Source organism: Pseudomonas sp. FP603 (assembly GCF_030687415.1).
GTDB classification, from domain to species: Bacteria; Pseudomonadota; Gammaproteobacteria; order Pseudomonadales; family Pseudomonadaceae; genus Aquipseudomonas; species Aquipseudomonas wuhanensis.
The window spans coordinates 5,722,327-5,734,642 of sequence record NZ_CP117431.1; the positions used below are offsets into that span (position 1 = coordinate 5,722,327).

Here is a 12,316-nt window from a genome sequence, read left to right on the forward strand (position 1 = left end):
GGCTCCAATAGACAGTGTTCGCAATGCCGGGCGCGCGTGCGAGCCCGGTGAACGATAACGGCTTAGTTCAGGTGCTCGACGCGGATCCGTACGACTGGGCCGACCACGCCCTCCAAGGCTTCCAGGGCGGTGATCGCGTCGTTCATGTGCTGTTCCAGCACACGGTGCGTCAGCAGGATCATTGGCACCAGACCGTCGTGTTCCTCGACTTCTTTCTGCATGATCGATTCGATGTTGATGCCGCGCTCCGACAGGATACTCGCCACCTGAGCCAGTACGCCCGGATGGTCCTTGGCCTGAATGCGCAGGTAGTAAGCGCTTTCGCAGGCTTCGATCGGCAGGATCGGGTGGGCCGACAGCGAATCCGGCTGGAAGGCCAGGTGCGGTACGCGGTTTTCCGGGTCGGACGTCATGGCGCGAACCACGTCCACCAGGTCGGCGATCACCGACGAAGCGGTCGGTTCCATGCCGGCGCCAGCGCCGTAGAACAGGGTCGAACCGGCAGCATCACCGTTGACCATCACGGCGTTCATCACGCCGTTGACGTTGGCGAGCAAGCGATCAGCCGGGATCAACGTCGGGTGCACACGCAGCTCGATACCGGCCGCGGTGCTGCGCGCCACGCCCAGGTGCTTGATGCGATAGCCCAGCGCTTCGGCGTAGTTCACGTCAGCGGTGGTCAGCTTGGTGATGCCTTCGGTGTAAGCCTTGTCGAATTGCAGCGGAATGCCGAACGCGATGGACGCCAGGATCGTCAGCTTGTGGGCCGCATCGATGCCTTCGACGTCAAAGGTCGGGTCGGCTTCGGCGTAACCCAGGGCTTGCGCCTCGGCGAGTACGTCTTCGAAGGTCCGGCCCTTCTCACGCATTTCGGTGAGGATGAAGTTGCCGGTGCCGTTGATGATCCCGGCCACCCAGTTGATGCGGTTGGCGGACAAACCTTCACGGATCGCCTTGATCACCGGGATGCCGCCGGCCACGGCCGCTTCGAACGCAACGATCACGCCCTTCTCGCGAGCCTTGGCGAAAATTTCATTACCGTGAACGGCAATCAGTGCCTTGTTCGCGGTGACCACATGCTTGCCATTCTCGATGGCCTTGAGTACCAGCTCGCGGGCAACGGTGTAGCCGCCCACCAGCTCTATAACGATGTCGATCTCAGGGTTCGTGGCCACTTCGAACACATCGTTGGTAATCGCAATACCGGTCGTCTGGAACTGAGGCTTTGGCGTGCGCATGGCAATTTGTGCCACTTCGATTCCACGCCCGGCACGACGAGCAATTTCCTCGGCGTTGCGCTGAAGTACGTTGAAGGTACCGCCACCGACGGTCCCTAACCCACAGATGCCTACTTTGACCGGTTTCACTGTGAACTCCCCATAAAACGGCCGACTCAAGGCCGGCCGTGAAAACAACCGCATACTCGCGGCTCTCTATTAATGGCCTGACAATGTTGCCGCCAGACCATGATCGTCAAGGCTGACCGTGACGATGCGAAACTATTTCGCGCCCAATGCCAGTTTGGCGACTTGTGGCGCAGGCTGGTAGCCCGGAATGACCTGACCGTCGGCCAAAACGATGGCCGGTGTACCGTTCACGCCGATCGACTGACCGAGGGCGAACTGTTTGGAAACCGGGTTCTCGCACTTGGCGGCCTTGATTTCCTTGCCATCGACCATTTTGTCCATGGCCGCTTTCTTGTCCTTGGAGCACCACACGGCTTGCAGTTGTTCGTCACCCGGCGAGCCCAGGCCCTGGCGCGGGAATGCAACATAACGCACTTCGATACCCAGTTTGTTCAGCTCCGGCACTTCGGCGTGCAGCTTGTGGCAGTACGGGCAGGTGGTGTCAGTGAAGACAGTGATGTGCGACTTGGTTTCGCCGATGGCCGGGTAGACCACGGTTTCAGCCACTGGAATGCCATTGATCAGTTTGGCAATGCCCAGGCGTTCGGTCTTCTCGGTCAGGTTGACCGGTTTACCGTCCTTGAGCTGGAACAGGTAGCCCTGCACGACGTATTGGCCGTCGGCACTGGCGTAAAGCACGCGGCTGCCCTTGAGTTTGACTTCGTACAGGCCTGGCAGCGGGCTGGCAGTGATGGTTTCGACCGGCACCTCGAGCTGGAGGTTTTCCAGGCTTTTACGAATGGCTTTGTCGGCCGCGTCATCGGCGACGGCAAAGGTGCTGACCAACGCAATGGCTGCGGCGGCGAAAATCTGGGTCAGACGCATGAGAACTCCTGAAGGCGGACAAATGGGACGATCAGAACGCCCGTGCCGAAACACCGGGTCATAACCGCCCATCGTGCAAACCGACAAAGCCTACCACATAAGGCCCCTGTGGCCGAATGCGGGTGACGCGAGACACCCCGCGATGCATGACTGGCCATAATTCCGTGGCGAGGGAGCTTGCTCCCTCGCCACAGGGTTTGCGCTAGCCTCTGGGATGATGCTTGGCATGCAGATCCTGCAAACGCGCCCGGGCGACGTGGGTATAGATCTGGGTGGTCGAGAGATCGCTGTGGCCGAGCAGCATTTGCACCACTCGAAGGTCGGCACCGTGGTTGAGCAAGTGCGTGGCAAAGGCATGACGCAGGGTGTGCGGCGACAGCGACTTGCCGATCCCGGCGACCTTGGCCTGGTGCTTGATGCGATGCCAGAAGGTCTGGCGGGTCATCTGTTCGCCGCGAAGGCTGGGGAACAGCACATCGCTGGGACGCCCGCCCAGCAGCTCGCCACGGGCATCGCGCATGTAACGCTCGACCCAGACAATCGCCTCCTCCCCCATCGGCACCAGCCGCTCCTTGCTGCCCTTGCCCATCACCCGCAGCACGCCTTGGCGCAGGTTGACCTGTTCCAGCGTCAGGCTGATCAGCTCCGTGACCCGCAAGCCACACGCATAAAGCACCTCAAGCATGGCGCGATCACGCTGACCGATGGCCTCGCTCAGGTCCGGCGCGGCCAGTAGCGCTTCCACATCGGCTTCCGACAAGGATTTAGGCAACGGCCTACCCAGTTGCGGCATATCGACGCGCAAGGTCGGATCGACAGCGATCAGCTTTTCCCGCAGCAAATAGCGATAAAAGCCACGCACACCGGAAAGAAACCGTGCCGTAGAACGGGGCTTGTAGTTTTGCTCCAGGCGCCAGGCCAAGTGATCAAGAATCAACTCACGACCGGCGTTGATCAGCTCCAGGCCTTTCTCCTGCAACCAGCCGTTAAACAAGGCCAGGTCACTGCGATAGGCATCGCGGGTGTTATCGGAAAGGCCTTTTTCCAGCCACAGGGCGTCGAGGAACTGGTCTATCAGGGGATGATCGATGGCAGGCATGGAGTCTCAGACAGGCAGGCGTAAGGCTGCGAAAAATGAAGAGTCTTTCATAGCACGCTGGCGGTGAACATAAAATTCAGGCACAAAAAAAGCATCCCTCTCGGGATGCTTCTTTTTTGCGTGAGGCGCTCGACTTATTGTTGAGCCGGCTCGTTCTGCCCCAGGATCAACTTGCCTTCCTTGTCGACCGGAATCTGGTTGCCCGGATCGCGATCCATCCGCACTTTGCCTTCCTTGCCATCCAGTGAATAACGAACGTCGTAGCCTACAACCTTGTCGCTGATGTCATTCACAGTGTTACAGCGGGTTTGAGTGGTGGTGTAGGTATCACGCTCCTGCATGCCTTCCTGCACCTTGTTACCCGCATAACCACCGCCGACCGCACCGGCCACTGTGGCGATTTTCTTGCCTGTACCGCCGCCGATCTGGTTGCCCAACAGGCCACCCGCCAGCGCGCCGACCACCGTACCGGCGATCTGATGTTGATCTTTTACCGGCGCTTGCCGGGTAACCGTAACGTCCTTGCACACTTCACGTGGAGTCTTGATTTGTGTCTTGACCGGTTCAACGGCCAACACTTGCGCATACTCAGGGCCGCTTTTAACTAGCTTGTAGGTGGCAACAGCACCCCCGGCAGTGACACCGACAGCACCCAATACCGCACCAACCAGCAACGACTTGTTCACATGAACCTCCTGACCATCACAGACGGGACAAACCCGCGCTTCTCCCAGCCTTGGAGCATAAAAAAAGGCGCGAGTTCAATACTCGCGCCTTCTCGGGCTACAGCTGAAAAGCGCTAACCGTTATGGACGGTCGTCGACTTCCGTCTCGGCCACCGCAGCAGGAATCAGGTCCTCGCTGCTCAGGTTCAGCCAGATCAGCACCACGTTCGCGATGTAGATCGACGAGTAAGTACCTGCCAGAACACCGATGAACAGGGCAATGGAGAAGCCGAACAGGTTGTCGCCACCGAAGAACAACAGGGCCGCGATCGCCAGCAAAGTGGAGATCGACGTCGCCATGGTCCGCAGCAGGGTTTGCGTGGTCGAGATGTTGATGTTCTCGATCAGGCTGGCCTTGCGCAGCACCCGGAAGTTCTCACGAACCCGGTCGAATACCACGATGGTGTCGTTGAGCGAGTAACCGATGATCGCCAGCACCGCCGCCAGTACCGTCAGGTCGAAGGTGATCTGGAAGAACGACAGGATGCCGATGGTCACGATCACGTCGTGGATCAGCGAAACGATCGCACCGACCGCAAACTTCCACTGAAAGCGGAAAGCCAGGTAGATCAAAATGCCGCCCAGCGCCATCAGCATGCCGAGGCCGCCCTGGTCGCGCAGTTCTTCACCGACCTGAGGGCCGACGAATTCGACGCGCTTGACCACCGCCGGGTTGTCGCCACCGACCTTCTGCAAGGCCTCGGCCACCTGGTGACCCAGCTGCGGGTCTTCACCTGGCATACGCACCAGCAAATCGGTAGTCGCACCGAAGCTCTGAACGATCGCCTCGTGATAACCCGACGTAACCAGCTGCTCACGCACCTTGGTGACGTCAGCCGGACGCTCGTAGGTCAGCTCGATGAGCGTACCGCCGGTGAAGTCCAGCCCCCAGTTCATGCCCTTGGTGGCGACACTGAACAGAGCCAGAACCGTAAGGAACAATGTGACGCCGAACGCAACGTTGCGAACGCCCATGAAGTTGATTGTACGTAACATGGCAGCCCCTTAAATCCACAACTTCTTGAAGTCACGACCGCCGAAGATCAGGTTGACCATCGCGCGGGTCACCATGATGGCCGTGAACATCGAGGTAAAGATCCCGAGGGACATGGTCACTGCGAAGCCTTTGACCGGGCCGGTGCCCATGGCAAAGAGAATCCCGCCGACCAACAAGGTTGTCAGGTTGGCGTCGAGAATCGCGGTGAATGCCCGGCCGAAGCCTTCGTTGATTGCCCGCTGCACAGTCATGCCAGCCGCAATCTCTTCACGTATCCGCGAGAAGATCAGTACGTTGGCGTCGACCGCCATACCCATGGTCAACACGATACCGGCGATACCCGGCAGGGTCAGCGTTGCACCCAGCAGCGACATCAAGGCCAGCAGCATCACCATGTTCACCGTCAGCGCGACAGTGGCGATAAGGCCGAAGAAGCGGTAGATGGCCATGATGAACAGCGAGACAAACAGCATGCCCCACAGCGATGCATCGATACCTTTGGTGATGTTGTCAGCACCCAGGCTTGGGCCGATGGTACGTTCTTCAGCGAAGTACATCGGTGCCGCCAGACCACCGGCACGCAGCAGCAGCGCCAGTTCGGACGATTCGCCCTGGCCGTTCAGGCCAGTGATGCGGAACTGGGCACCCAGCGGCGACTGGATGGTCGCCAGGCTGATAATCTTCTTCTCTTCTTTAAACGTCTGAACCGGTACGTCTTTCTCGACGCCGTTGACCACTTGCTTGACGTAAGTGGTGACCGGACGCTGTTCGATGAAGATCACCGCCATGCTGCGACCGACGTTGTTGCGAGTCGCACGACTCATCAGCTCGCCACCGTGACCATCCAGACGGATGTTCACTTCTGGCGTGCCTTGCTCGCCGAAGCCAGCCTTGGCGTCAGTCACCTGGTCACCGGTGATGATCAGGCCACGCTCGATCAGCGCCGGAGGACGATTGCCCTCACGGAACTCGAACGACTCGGAAGTGGCTTTCGAAGCGCCAGGTTCAGCCGCCAGACGGAACTCAAGGTTGGCCGTCTTGCCGAGGATACGCTTGGCTTCTGCGGTGTCTTGCACGCCCGGCAGCTCAACCACGATGCGGTTGGCGCCTTGACGCTGAACGATAGGTTCGGCAACACCCAGCTCGTTGACGCGGTTACGTACCGTGGTCAAGTTCTGCTTGATGGAGTATTCGCGGATTTCCGCCAGCTTGGCCGGGGTCATCGCCAGACGCAGTACCGGTTGGCCATTGAGGTCGGCCGGAACAATGTCGAAATCGTTGAAGTTCTTGCGAATCAGCGCACGCGCCTCTTCACGGGCTGCTTCATCAGTGAAACCCAGCTGAATGGCACCGCCCAGTTGCGGCAGGCTGCGATAGCGCAGACGCTCTTTACGCAACAGGCTCTTGACGTCGCCTTCGTAGACTTTCAGGCGTGCGTCGAGGGCTTTGTCCATGTCCACTTCCAGCAGGAAGTGCACACCACCGGACAAGTCCAGCCCCAGCTTCATCGGGTGCGCGCCAAGGTTGCGCAGCCATTGCGGGGTGGTTTGTGCCAGGTTCAGTGCAACGACGTAGTCATCACCCAATGCCTTGCGCACGACGTCTTTGGCTGGCAGCTGATCTCCAGCCTTGGTCAGACGGATCAGACCGCCCTTGCCGCCCGCAGCCAGGGTGGCCGCCTTGACGTTGATCCCGGATTCCTTGAGCGCGGTGCTCACACGATCCAGATCAGCCTGAGTAACCTGCAGTGCAGTGCTTGCACCGCTGACCTGAATGGCCGGGTCATCAGGGTATAGATTGGGAGCGGAATAAATCAGACCGATCGCCAGCACCGCCAGGATCAGAATGTATTTCCACAGAGGGTATTTGTTCAGCATCACGCCGCCCGCTTATGACGCGGGGCGCCTTGCGCGCCCCGTCGATTGAGTAGAAGTTGAAACTTAGATCGCTTTGAGCGTGCCTTTTGGCAGCGTGGCGGCGATGGCGCCTTTCTGGAATTTCATTTCGACGGTGTCGGAGACTTCCAGAACAACGAAGTCGTCGGACACTTTGGTGATCTTGCCGGCGATACCACCGGTGGTCACAACTTCGTCACCTTTTTGCAGGCTGCCCAGCAGGTTCTTCTGCTCTTTGGCGCGCTTGGCCTGTGGACGCCAGATCATCAGGTAGAAGATGACCAGGAAACCGACCAGGAAAATCCACTCAAAGCCGCCGCCCATTGGGCCAGCAGCAGGTGCAGCGGCGTCAGCCATGGCGTTAGAGATAAAAAAGCTCATTTAGCACTCCAGTTGCAAATGTTGAATCTTGGGGTCAGAAAACTCAGTCCAAAGGCGGAACAGGTAATCCGCGTTTGGCGTAGAAGGCATCGACAAAGGCGGCCAATGTACCCTGTTGAATAGCCTCGCGCAAACCAGCCATAAGCACCTGGTAATGGCGCAAATTGTGGATGGTATTCAACATGCTACCCAGCATTTCGCCGCACTTGTCCAGATGGTGCAGATAAGCACGGGAGAAGTTCTGGCAGGTATAGCAATCGCAGGTCGGATCCAGCGGCGAATCATCATGGCGATGGAACGCGTTACGGATCTTCAGCACGCCTGTATCAATGAACAGATGCCCATTGCGGGCATTACGGGTTGGCATCACGCAATCGAACATGTCCACACCGCGGCGCACACCCTCAACCAGATCTTCCGGTTTGCCAACGCCCATAAGGTAACGAGGTTTGTCAGCCGGCATCTGGCCCGGCAGGTAATCCAGTACCTTGATCATCTCGTGCTTGGGCTCGCCCACCGACAGACCGCCGATGGCCAGGCCATCGAAGCCGATCTTGTCGAGGCCTTCCAGGGAGCGCATGCGCAAATCCTGGTGCATGCCGCCCTGAACGATGCCGAACAACGCCGCCGTGTTGTCGCCATGGGCGTTTTTCGAACGCTGGGCCCAGCGCAACGACAGCTCCATCGATACGCGAGCGACATCTTCATCGGCCGGGTACGGGGTGCATTCGTCAAAGATCATCACGATGTCCGAGCCCAGATCACGCTGGACCTGCATCGACTCTTCCGGGCCCATGAACACTTTGGCGCCGTCGACAGGAGAAGCGAAGGTCACGCCCTCCTCCTTGATCTTGCGCATGGCGCCCAGGCTGAACACCTGAAAACCGCCGGAGTCGGTCAGAATCGGGCCTTTCCACTGCATGAAATCGTGCAGGTCGCCGTGCTTCTTGATCACTTCGGTGCCAGGACGCAGCCACAAGTGGAAGGTGTTACCCAGAATGATTTCTGCGCCGGTGGCGACGATATCCCGCGGCAGCATGCCCTTGACCGTGCCATACGTGCCCACTGGCATGAACGCCGGGGTCTCGACGGTACCGCGCGGGAAGGTCAAACGACCGCGACGCGCCTTGCCGTCAGTAGCAAGCAACTCAAACGACATACGACTTTGGCGACTCATTCTTTGTCCTCAGGGCCACGTGGTGCGGGATTACGGGTGATAAACATCGCATCACCGTAGCTGAAAAAGCGGTATTCGTTGTCGACGGCGGCTTTATAAGCGGCCATGGTCTCCGGATAACCGGCAAACGCCGAAACCAGCATCAACAGCGTGGATTCGGGCAAATGGAAATTGGTGACCAGGGCATCGACCACATGAAACGGCCGGCCTGGGTAGATAAAGATGTCGGTATCGCCACTGAACGGCTTGAGCACGCCATCGCGCGCGGCACTTTCCAGGGAACGCACGCTGGTGGTCCCCACTGCCACCACGCGACCACCGCGAGCACGGCAGGCTGCGACGGCATCGACCACGTCCTGACCGACTTCCAGCCACTCACTGTGCATGTGGTGATCTTCAATCTTCTCCACGCGCACCGGCTGGAAGGTGCCGGCGCCGACGTGCAAGGTCACGAACGCAGTCTCGATGCCCTTGGCGGCAATCGCCTCCATCAGCGGCTGATCGAAATGCAGCCCCGCCGTCGGCGCCGCCACCGCGCCCAGGCGCTCGGCGTACACCGTCTGATAACGCTCGCGGTCCGAGCCTTCATCCGGGCGGTCTATATAAGGTGGCAGCGGCATATGCCCGACACGGTCGAGCAGCGGCAACACCTCTTCGGCAAACCCCAGTTCGAACAACGCATCGTGACGCGCCAGCATCTCGGCTTCGCCACCGCCGTCGATCAGGATCTTCGACCCCGGCTTGGGCGACTTGCTGGAACGCACATGCGCCAGCACGCGATGACTGTCGAGCACCCGCTCCACCAGAATCTCCAGCTTGCCGCCGGAAGCCTTCTGGCCAAACAGCCGCGCCGGAATCACCCGGGTATTGTTGAACACCATCAAATCGCCCGGGCGCAAATGCTCAAGCAAATCAGTGAATTGACGGTGTGCCAGGGCGCCGCTGACCCCGTCCAGGGTCAACAGGCGACTACCGCGACGCTCGGCCAAAGGGTGGCGAGCAATCAGCGAATCAGGGAGCTCAAAAGTAAAGTCAGCAACGCGCATGATGGGGTTCGTCTAGCAGGGCCGGGAAGTCTAGCGGAAATATCAAAAATTCTCCATGTACCTGATTGACCGACGGTTATCTCATCTCTATACTTCGCCGCCATTGAGCCCTGATGGCGGAATTGGTAGACGCGGCGGATTCAAAATCCGTTTTCGAAAGGAGTGGGAGTTCGAGTCTCCCTCGGGGCACCACATAGCAGTATCTGAGAGTCTCTACCAGCCTCTCAGACCCAGAGAAACCGGCCACTTGGCCGGTTTTTTTGTGCCTGTCTGTCTACCCCTGTCTCCCCTTATCCGTTGTATCCCTGTATCCCTGCTTGTATCCTGAGAAAAATACCGAACTTTGGGATACAAGGATGAAGCGCGCAGACATCAAGCGCCGCCCTCTCGCTGACACGACACTTGCGGGATTGGAGCCGGAATCAAAGGAATACCGGGAGCTGGACGGAAACGGCCTCTACTTCAGGGTCAAACCTGATGGTGGTAAATCCTGGCAGCTTCGCTACAAACGTCCGGCGGGCAATTGGGCTTGGATGGGGCTCGGGGGTTACCCGGAAGTAAGTGGGGCGTTGGCACGGGACAAAGCTGCCGAACTACGCAAGATAGTTAGCAGTGGCGCCGACCCTCTTGAACAGAAGCGCTCTGCCAAAGCAGCCATTGATGCTGCCAGGACTCGGACCTTTCGAGCGGCGGCTGAAGCTTGGCTCAAGGCCAAAGAAGAAAAGGGCCTCGCCCCTTCCACTCTTAACAAAATCCGCACTTACCTCGATAAAGACATACTCCCGGCGCTGGGGGATAAGCCCCTCGACGAAATTACCCGTACCGACTGCGCAGAACTCCAGGCATCCCTTGAAGCCCGAGATGCACACAACGTGGCGGAAAAATGCCGCACTTGGATCAATCAGATCTTCGGCCGAGCAATCGGTTTAGGTCTCACCGAAAACGACCCGGGCAGCCGCCTGCGCGATATTGCAGCTCAAGCCCCGAAGACTCAGCAGCATCCACATTTGCTGGAGCCTGAGCTGGCAGAGTTCCTCCAGGCACTCAAAAACACCCCCAGCAGGTTAACGGCCCGGACTGCAGCATGGCTCTGCATTTGGACCGCATCTCGACCGGGCATGGTTCGCTTAGCTGAATGGAAAGAGTTCGACCTTGATAAAGCGATTTGGACGACACCTGCCGCCAAGATGAAGATGCGTAGAGATTTTGTGTGTCCGCTCCCTAAGCAAGCGCTTGCCGCTCTCAAAGAGCTCCATTGCCTAACCGGGCGCAGTAGATGGCTTTTTCCCGGAGTTGGCTCTAAGAATCCAACCATTAGCGAAAACACCATCAACAAAGTCTTCGCGACGATTGGCTACAAAGGTCGCTTGGTCGGCCATGGCACTCGCCATACTGCTAGCACTCTCCTTAGAGAACACGACTGGCCTAAGGAGCATGTCGAAGCGCAGCTGGCTCATAAAGAAGAGGGAATCTCTGGGATTTACAACAAGGCTCAATACCTTGAGCACAGGGTGAAAATGATGCAGTGGTATGCAGATCACCTTGATGCGTTAGCAAGTGAAAAAGTGATCAATGGCAAGTTCGGGAAAGCGGTATGACTGCGCATATCCGTATCCCCTTCAAAATCCATGTTACCGGTGTTACTCGTGTAACGACCTCCCCAAAACGCCAGAATTCATTGGCTTTCGCGCCCGTTACACCCCTGCGCGATCTTCCGTACACTCGATGTAACGCACCTCTGATGTGTAACGCCAGTCCAAGCCCCTCACTTGCTGCGGGCCGACGCTCGGCACACTTGGCGAGAGCGCAAATATCGCTGGCTACGCATGCACGACCCAGGGCGCGGGATAAAGCGTTACACGTTGAGAGCCATTGGTATGATTGATAATCACCCGATCTTGCACTCGGCGCTAACCGCTGGCCTGATCCAGTATCTCTCAGGGCAACCGCTCTACGAGTTCTGCAATGAACAGCTCACTGACGTGTGCGAGCTGATCAATCAGTGTTGTGTGCGCATTCAGACCGGCGACATCGACAGCGATCTCAGCAGTATGTGCATCCACACAACGATGCACGAAGAGACAATTTTTCAATACGCCTCAACTGACAACAGAGCCCGTCTTGCACATTGGGTTCGCCAGTACAGTAAGTGCCACTCGGCATCGGAACGCGAGGCGCATGCTGCCTATATCATGGCCTGCGCAGTGAAGGCGCTGGGAGCTTTGGCCGACTGGATGCGTGACACCGATAAGGCGGCTTGGTCGCATGTTGCTGAACCTCCGACCGACTGGCCATGGGATCTCTATTGTCAGTTTGTGGAGATGCAGGTCGATCCCAACGAACGTATCCAGGCACTAGACCAGTATGTTCTTTATCTGGAGCCCATCACTTCCCTGCCTTGCTTGATCAACGATGAGCTGCTCCCCATCGCGGACAGCGCAATCAAGAACGCCATCCGTTGCAAAGGGGGAATCATCAGCGGTATGGAGCGCAATAAAGACATCGTTGCCCGCGACGCTGCAATCATTCATCAGGGGCGGCACTACTTGGCGAGCGGAATGCCTGAGAGGAACATTGCCACAGCGGTGCATGCCTGGCTAAAACGGGAAGTGGCTAAACCGCCCAAGCAGCGCCTTGGTTGGATCACACTCGAAACAGAAAAGGCGCTATCGCGTAAATCCGTTGACACCATCCTCAAACGAAATCTCGTGCTGTAAACCAAAATTTCAATTGGAAGTGAACTGCTCACCGCCGACCAATCTCTA

At 58.2% G+C, this 12,316-nt stretch carries 11 protein-coding genes and 1 tRNA gene; 3 read left to right on the top strand and 9 right to left on the bottom strand.

Translation table 11 applies throughout. The features are described 5' to 3' along the window. Positions 1-62 precede the first annotated feature (62 nt). The 9 genes from PSH65_RS26495 to queA all read right to left on the bottom strand — a co-directional run bounded on the left by PSH65_RS26495 (position 63) and on the right by queA (position 9,551). Positions 63-1,367: a homoserine dehydrogenase gene (locus PSH65_RS26495; RefSeq protein WP_305423291.1), complete on the bottom strand. Its 1,305-nt coding sequence runs from the start codon at positions 1,365-1,367 to the stop codon at positions 63-65. A 132-nt stretch (positions 1,368-1,499) separates the two neighbouring features. Next, positions 1,500-2,231 carry a bifunctional protein-disulfide isomerase/oxidoreductase DsbC gene (gene dsbC / locus PSH65_RS26500; protein ID WP_305423292.1) on the bottom strand — a complete coding sequence of 244 codons (732 nt, stop codon included), beginning with the start codon at positions 2,229-2,231 and terminating at the stop codon, positions 1,500-1,502. Between the two features lie 202 nt (positions 2,232-2,433). Next, positions 2,434-3,330 (bottom strand): site-specific tyrosine recombinase XerD, encoded by an 897-nt coding sequence (gene xerD, locus PSH65_RS26505; RefSeq protein ID WP_019651849.1) that lies wholly within the window; start codon positions 3,328-3,330, stop codon positions 2,434-2,436. A 134-nt stretch (positions 3,331-3,464) separates the two neighbouring features. Further along, positions 3,465-4,016, bottom strand: a complete 552-nt coding sequence (locus PSH65_RS26510) for a glycine zipper 2TM domain-containing protein (RefSeq protein ID WP_008072859.1) — start codon at positions 4,014-4,016, stop codon at positions 3,465-3,467. 120 nt (positions 4,017-4,136) lie between these two features. Then, positions 4,137-5,051 (bottom strand): protein translocase subunit SecF, encoded by a 915-nt coding sequence (gene secF / locus PSH65_RS26515; RefSeq protein WP_305423293.1) that lies wholly within the window; start codon positions 5,049-5,051, stop codon positions 4,137-4,139. Positions 5,052-5,060: 9 nt separating this feature from the next. Then, positions 5,061-6,929 carry a protein translocase subunit SecD gene (secD, locus tag PSH65_RS26520; protein ID WP_305423294.1) on the bottom strand — a complete coding sequence of 623 codons (1,869 nt, stop codon included), beginning with the start codon at positions 6,927-6,929 and terminating at the stop codon, positions 5,061-5,063. 63 nt (positions 6,930-6,992) lie between these two features. Then, the gene (gene yajC / locus PSH65_RS26525; RefSeq protein ID WP_008014002.1) at positions 6,993-7,328 is read right to left on the bottom strand and encodes a preprotein translocase subunit YajC; all 336 of its coding nucleotides are present in this window, start codon (positions 7,326-7,328) and stop codon (positions 6,993-6,995) included. A 43-nt stretch (positions 7,329-7,371) separates the two neighbouring features. After that, positions 7,372-8,487, bottom strand: coding sequence for a tRNA guanosine(34) transglycosylase Tgt (gene tgt, locus PSH65_RS26530; protein WP_019651852.1), 1,116 nt, complete (start codon positions 8,485-8,487; stop codon positions 7,372-7,374). Between the two features lie 14 nt (positions 8,488-8,501). Further along, entirely contained in the window at positions 8,502-9,551 is a 1,050-nt protein-coding gene (gene queA / locus PSH65_RS26535) for a tRNA preQ1(34) S-adenosylmethionine ribosyltransferase-isomerase QueA (RefSeq protein ID WP_105344839.1), read from the bottom strand. Positions 9,552-9,658: 107 nt separating this feature from the next. On the opposite strand from queA, the gene PSH65_RS26540 reads away from it, so the two are divergent. From PSH65_RS26540 to PSH65_RS26550, 3 genes are all read left to right on the top strand, one after another. Further along, positions 9,659-9,743 (top strand) — tRNA-Leu (locus PSH65_RS26540). A gap of 164 nt (positions 9,744-9,907) precedes the next feature. Further along, a complete protein-coding gene (locus tag PSH65_RS26545) occupies positions 9,908-11,149 on the top strand; it encodes a tyrosine-type recombinase/integrase (RefSeq protein ID WP_305423297.1) in 1,242 nt (413 codons plus the stop codon). 279 nt (positions 11,150-11,428) lie between these two features. Next, on the top strand, positions 11,429-12,268 hold the full coding sequence (locus PSH65_RS26550) for a hypothetical protein (RefSeq protein WP_305423299.1): 840 nt from the start codon (positions 11,429-11,431) through the stop codon (positions 12,266-12,268). Positions 12,269-12,316 lie beyond the last annotated feature (48 nt).

Coding starts and splice junctions, on each gene's coding strand:
- dsbC (WP_305423292.1), bottom strand. CDS start 2,231: ATGCGTCTGACCCAGATTTTCGCCGCCGCAGCCATTGCGTTGGTCAGC.
- xerD (WP_019651849.1), bottom strand. CDS start 3,330: ATGCCTGCCATCGATCATCCCCTGATAGACCAGTTCCTCGACGCCCTG.
- secF (WP_305423293.1), bottom strand. CDS start 5,051: ATGTTACGTACAATCAACTTCATGGGCGTTCGCAACGTTGCGTTCGGC.
- secD (WP_305423294.1), bottom strand. CDS start 6,929: ATGCTGAACAAATACCCTCTGTGGAAATACATTCTGATCCTGGCGGTG.
- yajC (WP_008014002.1), bottom strand. CDS start 7,328: ATGAGCTTTTTTATCTCTAACGCCATGGCTGACGCCGCTGCACCTGCT.
- tgt (WP_019651852.1), bottom strand. CDS start 8,487: ATGTCGTTTGAGTTGCTTGCTACTGACGGCAAGGCGCGTCGCGGTCGT.
- queA (WP_105344839.1), bottom strand. CDS start 9,551: ATGCGCGTTGCTGACTTTACTTTTGAGCTCCCTGATTCGCTGATTGCT.
- PSH65_RS26545 (WP_305423297.1), top strand. CDS start 9,908: ATGAAGCGCGCAGACATCAAGCGCCGCCCTCTCGCTGACACGACACTT.
- PSH65_RS26550 (WP_305423299.1), top strand. CDS start 11,429: ATGATTGATAATCACCCGATCTTGCACTCGGCGCTAACCGCTGGCCTG.